A 13,166-nucleotide genomic window follows, 5' to 3' on the forward strand; every position below is an offset into this window, starting at 1 on the left:
CTGCCGGACAGCGCACCGGAAGCCGGCGGACCGGCCGGCGCCTGGTGCGCGGCATCAGCGTTTGCAGCATCAGCGGCAGGCGTGCGGCCAGCCTCTGGAGAAGGCTGGGAGTCGCTCATCAGACTTCGAGCAGCTCGGTTTCCTTGCGCTTAAGCATGTCGTCGATGGTGTCAGTGTGGGACTTCGTCCGTGCGTCGAGGTCTTTCTCGGCGCGGGCGCCGTCGTCCTCGCCGGCGTCACCGTCCTTGACCGCCTTATCAATGCCGTCCTTGGCCTTGCGGCGGATGTTCCGGATCTGGATTTTGGCGTCTTCAGCCTTGCCGCGCACTACCTTGACGTATTCCTTGCGCCGCTCCTCGGTCAGTTCGGGAAGAACCACACGAATGACGTTGCCGTCGTTGGACGGGTTGGCGCCAAGATCTGAGTCACGGAGGGCCTTTTCGATCTCAGAGAGCGCGGAGCGGTCGAACGGCGTGATGAGCAGCGTGCGTGCTTCCGGGTTCTGGAAGGATGCCAGCTGCTGCAGCGGCGTCGGCGAGCCGTAGTAGTTCACGACGATCTTCGAAAACAGGGACGGGTTGGCACGGCCAGTGCGTATGGTTGCGAAATCTTCCTTCGCCGCCTCGACTGCCTTGTCCATGCGCGCGGTTGCCTCTGACATAGTCTCTTCGATCACGATTGCTCCTTTGGTTCGAAATCCGCTGCTTCTGAGCGTCCGATTCAGTTGATAATCCTAGTTCACAGCCGGGCTCCTGCCGGGACTTCACCGACCGCTGCGCGGCGCTCAGGCCGTGACGACCGTGCCTATCCGTTCACCCATGATCGCGCTGGTGACGTTGCCCTCGCCCTCCATGCCGAAGACCACCATGGAAAGATTGTTGTCCTTGCACATGGTCATGGCCGTCTGGTCCATGACCCGGATGTCCTGGCGCAGCGCGTCGTCATAGGACAGCGAATCGAGTTTCTGCGCGCTCGGGTCCTTGCGGGGGTCCGCGGTGTAGACGCCGTCGACACCGCTCTTGGCCATCAGAACGACGTCGGCACGGACTTCCAGCGCCCGCTGGGCGGCGACTGTGTCGGTGGAGAAGTAGGGCAGGCCTGCACCTGCACCGAAGATGACGACCCTGCTCTTTTCCAGGTGGCGGATTGCCCGGCGGGGGATGTAGGCCTCAGCGACCTGGCCCATGGTGATTGCGCTCTGCACACGGGTTTCAACGCCGGCCTGTTCCAGGAAATCCTGCAGCGCCAGGCAGTTCATGACCGTGCCGAGCATGCCCATGTAATCCGCACGCGAGCGGTCCATCCCGCTCTGCGAGAGCTCGGCACCGCGGAAGAAGTTGCCTCCGCCCACCACGATGGCAACCTCCACTTCGCCGATCGTCGCGGCAATCTGCTTGGCTATGCCGCGCACCATGTCAGGATCGACACCGAGCTTGCCCCCGCCGAAAACCTCTCCCGAGAGCTTCAACAGCACGCGCCGCCTCGGGGATTCGCTGTGACCGGCCTTGTCGTATGTGTCCATGATGCCTCCCGGGCAGTCGTACGTGCGTGTCAGAATCTGAGTTCCGTGTGGGTGTCAGCGCGTCAGCAGTGGAACTGATGTCCGGCTTGGTAAGTCTTACAGGTTTCCGGCAGGTCCACTCGCCGGACATGACGGAGGGGCGGCCACCGTGGCGACCGCCCCTCCATCCTCTCAAACAAAAACCGGCCCGGAAGGGTCAGTACCTGATCAGGCACCCACCCGGAAGCGAGCAAATTCCTTGGGCTCGACAGAAGCTTCCTTCAGTACCTGGGCAACCGACTTCTTGGCGTCCTTGGCGAACGCCTGGTCAACCAGCACGCCCTCCTTGAAGAACCCGGTCAGGCGGCCTTCGACGATCTTGGTGAGGGCGGCCTCGGGCTTGCCTTCGGCGCGTGCGGTCTCATCCGCAATACGGCGCTCGGTCTCGACCAGCTCTGCCGGTACGTCCTCACGGGTGAGGTACGTGGGCGAGTAGGCGGCAATGTGAACTGCCACATCATGGGCAGCCTCAGCCGCGGCGTCTCCGCTACCTTCAACGGCGAACAGCACGCCCACCTGTGCGGGGAGGTCCTTTGACGTCTTGTGCAGGTAGGCATCGACAATGGCGCCCTCGACGCGTGCCACGCGACGGATGTCGACCTTCTCGCCGAGCAGCGCACCGGCCTCGATGACATGTTCGGAAACCGGCTTGCCGTCAAGGGTGTAAGCGAGCAGCGACTCAACGTCAGAGGCGCCGGACTCGATGGTCGCAGCGAGCACCTTGTTGGCGAACTCGATGAACGGCCCGGCCTTGGCCACGAAGTCGGTCTCGCAGTTGACCTCGACCATGACACCGACGTTACCGTCAACCTTGGCGGCCACGAGACCTTCAGCGGTTGAGCGGCCTTCGCGCTTGGTGGCGCCCTTCAGGCCCTTGATGCGGATGAGCTCCATGGCCTTCTCGGCATCGCCGTTGGCCTCGTCGAGCGCCTTCTTCACGTCCATCATTCCGGCGCCGGTCCGCTCGCGGAGAGCCTTGATGTCAGCGGCAGTGTAGTTTGCCATTTGAACTCCTCAGATGTGGGTTTCTCGTCAAGTATTGAGTAAAAGTTCTCCGGATCTTTCTCCGGCACAAGCGAAAGGGTGCGGGCTTTGACGTCCCGCACCCTGTCGATGAAACTACTTGCTCTCGCTGTTTGCAGCTTCCTCAGCAGGAGCGTCAGTTGCGGGGGCTTCCTCAGCAGCGGCAGCCGGTGCTTCTTCAGCGGCGGGAGCTACTTCAGCGGCGGGAGCCTCAGTTGCCGGAGCTTCCTCAGCAGGCGCGTCTGCAGCGGGAGCATCAGCAGCGGGTGCACTCTCGGCAGGTGCGGCGCTACCCTCGAGCAGCTCACGCTCCCACTCGGCGAGCGGCTCTTCTGCTGCGGCAGCGTCATTGCCGGAGGACCGGTTATTGCGGGCGATGAGACCCTCAGCAACGGCGTCAGCGACAACGCGGGTCAACAGGTTGACTGCGCGAATGGCGTCATCATTACCCGGAATCGGGAAATCAACTTCGTCAGGATCACAGTTGGTGTCGAGGATGGCGACAACCGGGATGTTGAGCTTCTTCGCCTCGTCGATTGCGAGGTGTTCCTTCTTCGTGTCGACAACCCAGACGATGGACGGAGCCTTCGTGAGGTTGCGGATGCCACCCAGGTTGGTCTCGAGCTTGGTCAGCTCGCGCTGCAGCAACAGCAGTTCCTTCTTGGTGTGCCCGGAACCGGCGACATCCTCGAAGTTGATCTCCTCAAGTTCCTTCATGCGCTGGATGCGCTTGGAAACCGTCTGGAAGTTGGTGAGCATGCCTCCCAGCCAACGCTGGTTGACGTACGGCTGGCCAACACGGGTTGCCTGCTCGGCAATTGCTTCCTGTGCCTGCTTCTTGGTGCCGACGAACAGGACGGTGCCGCCGTGGGCAACAGTGGCCTTGATGAACTCGTAGGCGCGGTCGATGTAGGACAGCGACTGCTGGAGGTCAATGATGTAGATTCCGTTGCGCTCCGTGAAAATGAAGCGCTTCATCTTCGGGTTCCAGCGACGGGTCTGGTGGCCGAAGTGGACACCGCTGTCAAGCAGCTGGCGCATGGTAACGACTGGCATGCCGTTCCTTTCGTTGGGCAGCACAGGCACTGCTGTGTTCTGCCGGTTTGACGGTTGATGTCCCGCGGGTGAACGCGGGGGTCCTGGTGCCCGTCAGCTGTGCGCTCACTCCTCCAACCGGATTTCTCCGGACCGCTGGAGCAGTGTTCCCAGGCGTAAGCTCACTCATGAAAATCGATGGCGAGATGCCTGCGAATCGGGGACACGCGTAGTCAGTTCCCGACACCCAACGGACCGAAAGAGCCTTTCATGGCACGACGGGATACGGAGAACTGCTTCATCAAGTGTACTACAGCCGCCACATCCCCCGGACTGGCAAAGGCAGGCGTCACTCCGCCTCCACAACACTCGACCTGCACAGCGCGCCGCTTCCGCTGAAGCTGTCCACATAGAGCGCACGACACCGATCCCGCGCAGCCAGGCTCGTTCACAGTGGGTGGGTGGCTACTTTCGCGAATATATTCCGCTTCCTGGCGGGCGCCGCCGTCTGCATCGGACTGCTGCTCTCCCCCGGGCCGTCGCCTGCTTCCTCGAATCCGGAAGCTCCCTGGAGTTGGCCGCTCGACGGAACCCCGCCCGCACTGCGGCACTTTGACCGGCCGCCGGAACCCTGGATGGCTGGGCACCGCGGTGTTGACCTCGGCGCGTCGGACGGCGTAGTCCTCAGCCCGGCTGAGGGCGTGGTGGTGTTCGTCGGCACGGTGGTGGACCGGCCGGTACTGACTCTCGACCATGGCGGCGGACTGTTATCCAGCTTCGAACCTGTGACAGCCTCGGTAGCGGAAGGAGATACGGTCGTCGCAGGGCAGGAGGTGGGGCGTATCAGCACGGAACCCCACTGCCCATCCCTGTGCGTGCACTGGGGCGTGCGGGAACACGGGGAATACGTCAACCCACTACCCTTCGTCTCGGACCGGCGGCCGTCAGTCCTGCTGCCGCTGGCCGATCCCTGAGCCGGTGCAGCGACTTAGACGAAGGCAGCAATTCCCGTGATGGCCCGACCCGTCACAAGCGAGTTGATTTCGTAGGTTCCCTCGTAGGAATAGACGGCTTCGGCATCGGCGAAGATCTTGGCCATCTCGTAATCGGTGACTATGCCGTTGCCGCCGAGGATGCTGCGGCCCAGGGCAACTGTTTCCCGCATCCGGGCAGTGGTGAACGCTTTGGCGAGGGCGGACTGCTCATCCCGCGCGCCGCCGTCGTCGGCCAACTGCGCCAGACGCACCATCATGCCCAGGGAGCTCACCGTGTTGCCGAGCATCTCGACCAGCTGCTGCTGGATGAGCTGGAAGGACGCGAGCGGGCGGCCAAACTGCTGGCGCTCCACGGCATACCGCCGGGCAACATCGAAGGCTGCCAATTGTTGCCCTACAGCCTGCCACGCCACCGAAAGCCGCGTGATGCGCAGGACCTTGTTGGTGTCCTTGAAGCTGTTGGCGCCGGTGAGCCGGTAGTCGTCGCTGATCTGGAGGCCGTCGAGCACAATGTCGGCATTTTCAACGGTGCGCAGAGCGGTTTTGTTCTCGATCTTGGTGGCCTTGTAGCCAGGTAGCGAGGTGTCAACCATGAACCCCTTGACCTGGTTGTCCGCAACATCACGGGCGAAGATGACAACCCAGTCGGAGAAGGTAGCGTTCCCGATCCAGCGCTTTGCACCGTTGAGGACCCACCCGTCTCCGCTGCGCTCCGCGGTTGTCCGCGTACCGCCCGCGACGTCGGAACCGCCGAGCGGTTCCGTCAGGCCGAAAGCGCCGATCTTTTTCATGGCGTAGATGTCCGGAAGCCATTCGGCTTGCTGCTCCGGGGAGGCGAGCGTCTCGATGGAGCCGGTGAATAGGCCGTCGTGAACACCCATGAACGTTGCAATAGAGGTGTCGGCACGGGTGAATTCGGCGTGCAGCAGGCCCGCGAACAGGTTTGAATAGCCCAGCCGTTTGACTGGAGACACAATGTCCAGCTCGGCGATCCGCGGGATCAGCTCAGTGGGAAAAGCGCCAACGTTCCACCAGGACGCTGCGTGCGGGCGGACTTCCTGGGCCAGCCATTCCCTCACCTCAAGGAGCCGGGTACGCTCCTTCGGGTCGAGCATCTGCTCGAAGAAGTAGAAGTCGCCGTCCGCGTACGGCAGGTTGTCAGCGTCGATTGCGGGTGCACCCATGAAACGTTCCTCACCATCAGTCGCACCGGCGCTCAACTGCACCGGCGCTGTCCGTACCCTCGCGGTGCGGATCACCTCGGCCTATGTTACCCGCGGGTAACTTCCAGTGCCACCCGTGCGCACGATGCAAAAAACCCCGGCCCATCCGGACCGGGGTTTCCTGCACGAGTAGGGCTGCTGGGGCTTGAACCCAGGACAAACGGATTATGAGTCCGCTGCTCTAACCAGCTGAGCTACAGCCCCGCAACGCCGACGACGCGCCGGCGCAGTCCATTGTAGCCACGATGGTGGCCGTGAATCAGACGGCTAGACCGTTTCGGTGTCGTGGAACCTGCCGAAGTAGAGGTCCTCGAACGTGGACAGTGTGGCATCGATGCTGTGCTTTTCAACCATGGAACGGCTCATCTTCCCCATCCGCTCGCGTTCAGCCTCCGGCATGGAGATGATTTCGGTAAGGCGGCGGCCCAGCTCGGCACTGTCATGGGGAGTGAACAAATAGCCGTTTGCCCCGTCTTCGACCAAGTGCGGCAATGCCATGGCGTTTGCCAGCAGAACCGGGGTGGAAGCGGACATCGCCTCGAGTGTGACCAGGGACTGCAGTTCCGCTGTCCCCGGTTGGCAGAACACGGTGGCACGCAGGTACGCCTGACGGAGTTCCTCATCAGAGATGAGGCCGTGAAATGTGACCCGGTCTTCAAGCCCCAGCCGCTTGACCTGCGCCTGCAGAGCCGGTTTCACTTCTCCCCCGCCGACAATCTCCAGGTGCAGGTTCAGCTCGCTGGGAGTCTTCGCGACCGCGTCGATGAGCACGTCGACGTGCTTTTCCTCAGCGAGGCGCCCCACGAACAGGGCGGTCGGGTGACCGGGATGCTCGAGCTGCTCGCCGGGCCTGGCCTCGTACGCTGCCGCGTCGATGCCGTTCGACAGCGGCAGCACTTTGCGCAGAAACGCGTGTTCGTGCATGGCCTTTGCGGCAAGAGGCGTAGGCGTGGTCACAACGTCTGCTTTCCCCATGACCTTGCCCATGTCGCGCCAGGAATTCTTCGCGACGATGTTCTTGAACCACTGAGGGAAGGGCAGGAAGGGGTTCAGGTTCTCCGGCATGAAGTGATTGGTGGCGACCACACGGATCCCGCGCTTCACGGCTTCATACAGCGCATACTCCCCCACCATGTAGTGGCACTGGATGTGCACCACATCGGGCTGCACCCGGTCGAAGAGCATGCTGATCTCGCGCTTGATTTCCCAGGGTAGGCAGATCCGCCAGTATTCGTGGGTGGGGACAGAGTGCGAACGGAGTCGGTGCACCGTCCAGTCTCCGCCCGGCTCGGTGAAGCTCCGGCCGTTGATCGTGTTCGGGGCAAGAACGTGAACGTCATGGCCGCGGGCCGTCATCCCCTTGGCCAGGCGGTAGCCGAACATGGAGGCGCCGTTGACATGCGGCGGGTAGGTGTCTGCAGCGATCAGGATGGTCAGCGGCGCATCTGCTGCCGTATCGGTCACGAAGTAGTCCTCGGGTTGGCAACGGTGGGAGAAGTTACGGGCGTTACCGCCGTCGTGCTTCTTTCTGGCGCTTGACCACATCCGGATGGTGGCGCGACAGTGCTATTACTCCAACAATAGCAACGATGGCGGCCGCACCCATGGCAATTGCAATCACCGATTCAACGTTTGGCTGGAGTTCACCCAGCACCACTATGCCGACGGCAATTCCCACGATGGGATCAATGACCGTGAGGCCGGCAATCACCAGATCCGGCGGGCCGGTGGCATAGGCGCTCTGGACGAACCATGAGCCGAGGCCGGCGGCTGCGATGATCGCAATGACGCTGTAGATGGGGACGTTGAGGAAGACCCGGCCGTTTGGGTCCAACAGGTGCGTAGCAATGATCTTGGTCAGCACGGCAACGAAGCCGAAGAGGACGCCGGCGCCGAGAATGTAGGCGAAAGCGCTGAGCCTGCGCTTGAAGACAACCGCAAGCGTGCCGAACAGCGCGACGGCGATGCACAGCAGCAACACGGCGGTCAGTTCCTGGTCCGGCAGGACAACATGGTCTTTGCGTGTCACATTGAGTGCCAGCAGCACGAACAGCGCACTGCCTGCGACGCACGCGGAGATTGCGACGACGGTGGCCCGGTTGATGCGCACGCCCTGGTCCCTGGAGTTCACGACGGTGGTAATGACCAGCGCGATGGCGCCGATCGGCTGCACAACGGTAAGGCTGGCCAGGCTGAGGGCGATGACGTTGCACACCATCCCGGCACCGAGCAGGATCAGGCCGAGAATCCAGCGCGGATTGCGCAGCAACCGGACGAACCCCGTGGAGTTGAGGGACAGCCCGCCGGTATTGGAGCGCACCGCACTGCCCTGGCGCTGGGCACCGACAGCAAGGAAGCAGGCGCCGAGGAGCGCAAGGAGTACCGCTACCCAGGCCATGCGCCCGTTTTCGTCATGCGGTGCGCTCCAGCCGGTACACCCGGTGCGACGCCGTGAAATAACCGTAGAACGCAATGACGTGACCGATGCACCCGAGGATCAGCAGCACGTTGGCGGTGATCTCGAGCCACAGCTGGTCGAACCCTTCCACACGCTGCAGGAGCAGGAGGGGGGATCCCACCAGCAGCAGTGCGGTCCGGATCTTGCCGATGTTGGACACGGGCAGACGCAGCCGTCCGCCGAAGAGGATCAGGACGTTGATGATGAGAATTGCATCAGGGATCACGATGGCCCACACGAGCCAGGCGGGCGCAACGCCGTCCACCACGAAGGTCACGGCAACCACGATCAGCGCCGTTCGGTCTGCCACGGGATCAAGCCACTTGCCCACCGAGGACACCTGGCTGAACCTGCGGGCGATATAGCCGTCGATCCAGTCGGTTGATCCGAGCAGCACCAGGGTGATGACGGCCGCGGCATATTCGCGCTGGACAATGAACATCACAAACAGCGGGACCCCAAGGAACCGGACAACGGTGATGATGTTCGGTACGGTCCAGAACGTGTCCAGTTCGGCCGTCGCCTGACCAGGCTTTCCCCCGGCGCCAATAAGTCTGATCACAGTCCCTCCGCTCCCATTATGCAGGCAGGGCCCTGGATGCACCGAAGCGGCTGACGCAGCGTCCGCGCGATGTGCAGTGCCTACTTGGCGACGAGCCGTCTTACCATGACAGCGATTGCAGCGGCAGAAGCGGCGACAACGCTTAGTGGCTTCCAGCGGTCAGCGAGCGTCTGGTTGTGACGTGCAGGGGCAGATGACCCAGGAGTGTGGGTCACGCGGGTCGAGCCGCTACGGGTCCGCTGCGCTTCCCGGGCATGAACTGCCGAGGACTTGGCCTGGGCGGCGGCGGTGCGCGCGCGTGATTTCGTGTGGTCCACCTGGGACTTGAAGTCCAGGCCGCGCCCGAGATCATCCCTGGTTTCTGCAATGTGATCGCGGCGGCGGCCGGAGCGGCTGCGGAGCTCAGCGTACGACGGCGCAGGCGGCTTGGGCTCCCCTGTTTCCTTGTGCTTGGGCTTCTTTTCTTCCTTCGGCTTCTTGACGTCAAGCGTGGCCGGGTTGAACTTGCGCCCTTCCTTGAGCACACCGATGTCATACTTGATGCCGCGAATGGCGTCTTCCGGCAGGAGCGGCAGCGCCTTCTTGAAGCGGGACAGGCCCATCAGTGCTGCAATGGCGGCAATGATGAGGAACAGGGCAGCGAAGCACAGAGCAGCCAGCCAGGGGGGCATGACCGTAGCCAGCCCCATGATCGCCGCGACAATGAGGGCTACGGCAAGGAATGCCACAAACACCAGCGCCACGACGAAGAACGCCGCAGCAATGCCGGCCGTGATGCCCTTCTGTTTGAGCTGTTCGCGGGCAAGCGAGACTTCGTCGCCCAACTGGCGCGGGGTCAGCCGCAGCAGCAATCTGATCAAGCCGATCACCGACGGCTTGCCGCCGGCCCGGTTCACCCGCGTGCTGGTCGAGCTGTCCATATGTCCTGCTCCCATCCGTTCATCCTGCATCTGTTCCCAAAATTACCACTGACGCATACTTCCCGCCCGCGCCCGGGCCGATCACCGGCTCAGCGGGCCGGCAATTCGTCCCGGTCCTCGAGTTCCCGGCCGGCATACTCCTGAAGCTGGGTCTTCACAAACCAGAAGGAAACAACGGCGAAGCCGGTGAACACCGCGTACATGATCCAGACGCCAAGGTTCTCACTGACCCAGGGAAATGCGAGCGTGACAATGAAGTTGAAAATCCAGTTCACCATCGTTGCTACGCCCAGTGCGATGGAGCGCACCTTGTTCGGGAACATTTCTCCGAGTGTCACCCACATGACCGGCCCCCACGTCGCCGCGAAGAAGATGACGAACAGGTTTGCGCCGACCAGGGCCACCGGCCCCCACACACCGGGAAGCGAAACATCCGCTCCGCTCCCCGTTGCCTGCGCGAAGGACACGGTTGCGGCGAGAAGGCCGACAAACATTCCTGCGGAACCTACCAGCAGCAGCTTGCGGCGGCCGATCCTGTCAACGAAGAAGATGGCCACGAAGGTCATCGCGACGTTGATGATCGACGTGATCACCGACGTCGTAAATGACTCGCTCTCACTGAACCCGACTGACTGCCACAGGGTGGTGGAGTAATAGAAGATGGCGTTGATGCCGACAAGCTGCTGCAGGGCAGCAACGGTCATGCCCACCCAGAGAATGGGCTGCAGGCCGAGCATCGATCCGCGCAGATCACGCAGCGTCGTCTTGTCCTCCATCCGGAGGGTGGAACGGATCTCTGTCAGTTTGGCGGTGGTGTCCCGAATACCGGTCACGCGGGACAGCACATGTGCGGCTTCTGCGTCGCGGCCACCGCGAATCAGATAATGGGGCGATTCCGGAATGGTCAGCGCCAGCACTCCGTAGATGATTGCCGGTACGACGCCGACAAGCAGCATCCAGCGCCAGGCCGGCAGCCCCCACCACAGTTCTCCGGTGGCTCCGCCTGCCAGGTCGGCAAGCCAGGCGTCGGACAGCAGTGCAGCGAAGATGCCGACGGTGATTGCCAGCTGCTGAATGGATGCGAGTCCGCCACGCCACTTGGCCGGAGCGATCTCGGCGATATAGCCGGGCGCGATGACTGATGCGACTCCGATGGCGACGCCACCGATGAGGCGCCAGAGCATCAGGTCCCACTCGCTGAATGCGAAACCGGATCCGACCGAGTTGATCAGGAAAAGGATAGCTGCGCCCAACATGACGCGTTTGCGGCCGAGCCGGTCCGCGAGTTCACCGGCAAACCAGGCGCCCGCGGCACAGCCCAGGAGCGTGATCGCGACAGTGAACCCCAGGACGGCTTCCCCCAGGCTGAAGTCTTCCTGGATAGCGTCAACCGCACCATTGATGACGGCAGTGTCGAAGCCGAACAGGAGTCCACCGACAGCGGCCGCGACACTGACTCCGATGACTTTTCCCATGTGCGGCTGCGGTGCACCTGAGGGCGCACTTGTATCCCGATCTCCGGCGTTCACGCGTTCTCCTGACCTCTGCGCTACCCTGTGGACCTCTGAGCTGCATTTCACCCTACGACAATCCGAAGCCTACTGAGCACATGAGTGTCAGCATTCATAGCGGCAGGTCTTCCGCGAGGTTGGCTGAGGGCCCTAAGATGGAAGTTGATTCGTTCCGGCAACCACCTCGATGCCTCGACCGGCTCTCCACCACCTTTCGTCTGCAGCGCCGCAGTGCGACTCCCGCATCCGCCACGCCAGATAGGTATCTGTTGAGCACCACCACGCACCCCGGCGACGCGCTCACCAGGCGCCAGAAGCTGATCTACGTTGTCATTCTCGGCACGCTCACCGCGCTCGGTCCGTTCACCATCGACCTGTACCTGCCCGCGTTCCCGGCACTGCAGGATGATCTCGGCGTCACCGAGGCTGCTGTGCAGCTCACCCTGACCGGAACGATTGTGGGCTTTGCTGCAGGCCAGCTGATCGTGGGTCCGCTGAGTGACAAGGTGGGCCGGCGCCTGCCGCTGATCATGGCCACCAGCCTGCACGTCATCGCCTCGCTCGGGGCCGCGCTGTCCACAGAGATCGGCATGCTCATGGTCTTTCGTGTGCTGCAGGGAATGGGCGCAGCCGGAGGCGGCGTGGTGGCCATGGCGATGATCCGCGACCTCTTCAGCGGCTACCCACTGGTTCGCATGCTTTCCTACATGGCGCTGGTGAACGGGATGGCCCCCATCTTCGCGCCCGTCATCGGGTCCCAGTTACTCGTGATCATGCCGTGGCCCGGAATCTTCTGGTTCCTCGCCGCGTACGGGTTCCTGGTGATCCTCGCCGTCTCGTTGTTCATCATTGAAACCCTGCCTGCGGACCGGCGGAAAGCGTCGTCGTCCACGGCTCTTCAGCGGTATCGCGCGGTGCTGACCGACCGTGTCTTCATCGGCATTCTGCTGGTGGGCGGCATGAACTTTTCGGGCCTGTTTTCCTATCTGTCGGCATCGCCGTTCCTGTTCCAGGACGTGTACGGGCTTGATCCCCAGCAGTACGGGCTGCTCTTCGCAGTGAACTCGCTCGGCATTGTGGCTGCTGTCCAGATCAGCGCCCGGGTGGTCCGGAGGGTGGGTCCGCAGTGGATCATCGCCTGCTCCACCGCGGCAATGCTCGCGATGGCGCTCCTGATGATCCTCTTCGACTACCTGGGCTTCGGATTCTGGGGTACCGCGGTTCCGCTCTGGTTCTACATCTCGGCTGCCGGCTTCACGTTCCCCTGCGTCCAGGTGCTCGCGCTGGCCAACCATGGCGCGCAGGCCGGAACCGCCGCGTCACTTCTCGGCGCGACCACCTTCGGGTTGGCTGGGATCATCTCACCGATTGTGGGAGTTCTCGGGATAGCGTCAGCCACACCCATGGCGGCGGTCATGGCCTGCTGTATTGCCCTCGGGATTGTGTTCCTCTGGACGATTGTGCGGCCGAGGACCGTACCCGCGATCAGCTAGCCAGCTCCTCTCAAGCGACGGCCAGGGACAGCAGGCTCTACGCCTGGTGCCCGGCGCGTTCGGCTGTACGCGTGATGTTGCGCGCCATGGAGGCGAACACCACGCCGTGGAACGGCAGCACGCCGAGCCAGTAGAGCCGGCCGGCCAGGCCGCGGGGGAAGAAGATGGCGCGCTGGCGATATTCGCTCGCTCCGCCGTCGGGCACTACCGAGAGTTCGAGCCAGGCTCGTCCAGGAAGTTTCATTTCCGCCCGCAGACGGAGCTTCTCGCCGCGCACCAGCTCTTCGACGCGCCAGAAGTCCAGGGCCTCTCCTGCCATCAGCTCCGACGAGTGCCGGCGTCCGCGGCGCAGGCCGACGCCCCCGGCGGGCTTGTCCAGCCAGCC

At 63.0% G+C, this 13,166-nt stretch carries 13 protein-coding genes and 1 tRNA gene; 2 read left to right on the forward strand and 12 right to left on the reverse strand.

Annotated elements, in window-relative coordinates:
* Positions 1-118 precede the first annotated feature (118 nt).
* The 4 genes from frr to rpsB all read right to left on the reverse strand — a co-directional run bounded on the left by frr (position 119) and on the right by rpsB (position 3,640).
* Positions 119-676, reverse strand: a complete 558-nt coding sequence (gene frr / locus P4U43_RS16080; protein WP_277359637.1) for a ribosome recycling factor — start codon at positions 674-676, stop codon at positions 119-121.
* A 108-nt stretch (positions 677-784) separates the two neighbouring features.
* Positions 785-1,522: a UMP kinase gene (gene pyrH, locus P4U43_RS16085; protein ID WP_277359638.1), complete on the reverse strand. Its 738-nt coding sequence runs from the start codon at positions 1,520-1,522 to the stop codon at positions 785-787.
* A 207-nt stretch (positions 1,523-1,729) separates the two neighbouring features.
* A complete protein-coding gene (gene tsf, locus P4U43_RS16090) occupies positions 1,730-2,566 on the reverse strand; it encodes a translation elongation factor Ts (protein ID WP_277359639.1) in 837 nt (278 codons plus the stop codon).
* 114 nt (positions 2,567-2,680) lie between these two features.
* Entirely contained in the window at positions 2,681-3,640 is a 960-nt protein-coding gene (gene rpsB / locus P4U43_RS16095; protein ID WP_277359640.1) for a 30S ribosomal protein S2, read from the reverse strand.
* Positions 3,641-4,080: 440 nt separating this feature from the next.
* On the opposite strand from rpsB, the gene P4U43_RS16100 reads away from it, so the two are divergent.
* Positions 4,081-4,593, forward strand: coding sequence for a M23 family metallopeptidase (locus tag P4U43_RS16100; protein ID WP_277359641.1), 513 nt, complete (start codon positions 4,081-4,083; stop codon positions 4,591-4,593).
* Between the two features lie 14 nt (positions 4,594-4,607).
* Here P4U43_RS16100 and P4U43_RS16105 read toward each other — a convergent pair whose 3' ends face one another.
* The 7 genes from P4U43_RS16105 to P4U43_RS16135 all read right to left on the reverse strand — a co-directional run bounded on the left by P4U43_RS16105 (position 4,608) and on the right by P4U43_RS16135 (position 11,306).
* The gene (locus P4U43_RS16105; RefSeq protein WP_277359642.1) at positions 4,608-5,798 is read right to left on the reverse strand and encodes an acyl-CoA dehydrogenase family protein; all 1,191 of its coding nucleotides are present in this window, start codon (positions 5,796-5,798) and stop codon (positions 4,608-4,610) included.
* A gap of 169 nt (positions 5,799-5,967) precedes the next feature.
* Positions 5,968-6,041 (reverse strand) — tRNA-Ile (locus tag P4U43_RS16110).
* Positions 6,042-6,104: 63 nt separating this feature from the next.
* Positions 6,105-7,301, reverse strand: a complete 1,197-nt coding sequence (locus tag P4U43_RS16115; RefSeq protein ID WP_277359643.1) for a glycosyltransferase — start codon at positions 7,299-7,301, stop codon at positions 6,105-6,107.
* Between the two features lie 43 nt (positions 7,302-7,344).
* Positions 7,345-8,235: a DMT family transporter gene (locus P4U43_RS16120; protein ID WP_277359644.1), complete on the reverse strand. Its 891-nt coding sequence runs from the start codon at positions 8,233-8,235 to the stop codon at positions 7,345-7,347.
* Between the two features lie 13 nt (positions 8,236-8,248).
* The gene (locus P4U43_RS16125) at positions 8,249-8,857 is read right to left on the reverse strand and encodes a CDP-alcohol phosphatidyltransferase family protein (RefSeq protein WP_318533044.1); all 609 of its coding nucleotides are present in this window, start codon (positions 8,855-8,857) and stop codon (positions 8,249-8,251) included.
* Positions 8,858-8,937: 80 nt separating this feature from the next.
* Positions 8,938-9,792, reverse strand: a complete 855-nt coding sequence (locus P4U43_RS16130; RefSeq protein WP_235563272.1) for a phage holin family protein — start codon at positions 9,790-9,792, stop codon at positions 8,938-8,940.
* A 74-nt stretch (positions 9,793-9,866) separates the two neighbouring features.
* Complete coding sequence (locus P4U43_RS16135; protein WP_277359645.1) at positions 9,867-11,306, reverse strand: sugar porter family MFS transporter; 1,440 nt, start codon at positions 11,304-11,306, stop codon at positions 9,867-9,869.
* Positions 11,307-11,557: 251 nt separating this feature from the next.
* Here P4U43_RS16135 and P4U43_RS16140 point away from each other — a divergent pair, with 251 nt between their 5' ends.
* Positions 11,558-12,781: a multidrug effflux MFS transporter gene (locus P4U43_RS16140; RefSeq protein ID WP_277359646.1), complete on the forward strand. Its 1,224-nt coding sequence runs from the start codon at positions 11,558-11,560 to the stop codon at positions 12,779-12,781.
* Between the two features lie 37 nt (positions 12,782-12,818).
* Here the strand turns inward: P4U43_RS16140 and P4U43_RS16145 are convergent.
* Positions 12,819-13,166 (reverse strand): DUF2867 domain-containing protein (locus P4U43_RS16145; RefSeq protein WP_277359647.1); only part of this gene is annotated, 348 nt, incomplete at its 5' end.

This window comes from Arthrobacter vasquezii (assembly GCF_029455255.1).
Taxonomy (GTDB): Bacteria; Actinomycetota; Actinomycetes; order Actinomycetales; family Micrococcaceae; genus Arthrobacter_D; species Arthrobacter_D parietis.

Excerpts from the sequence above, each read along its gene's own strand:
- P4U43_RS16105 (WP_277359642.1), bottom strand. The coding sequence starts at position 5,798 with ATGGGTGCACCCGCAATCGACGCTGACAACCTGCCGTACGCGGACGGC.
- P4U43_RS16130 (WP_235563272.1), bottom strand. The coding sequence starts at position 9,792 with ATGGGAGCAGGACATATGGACAGCTCGACCAGCACGCGGGTGAACCGG.
- tsf (WP_277359639.1), bottom strand. The coding sequence starts at position 2,566 with ATGGCAAACTACACTGCCGCTGACATCAAGGCTCTCCGCGAGCGGACC.
- P4U43_RS16120 (WP_277359644.1), bottom strand. The coding sequence starts at position 8,235 with ATGGCCTGGGTAGCGGTACTCCTTGCGCTCCTCGGCGCCTGCTTCCTT.
- rpsB (WP_277359640.1), bottom strand. The coding sequence starts at position 3,640 with ATGCCAGTCGTTACCATGCGCCAGCTGCTTGACAGCGGTGTCCACTTC.
- pyrH (WP_277359638.1), bottom strand. The coding sequence starts at position 1,522 with ATGGACACATACGACAAGGCCGGTCACAGCGAATCCCCGAGGCGGCGC.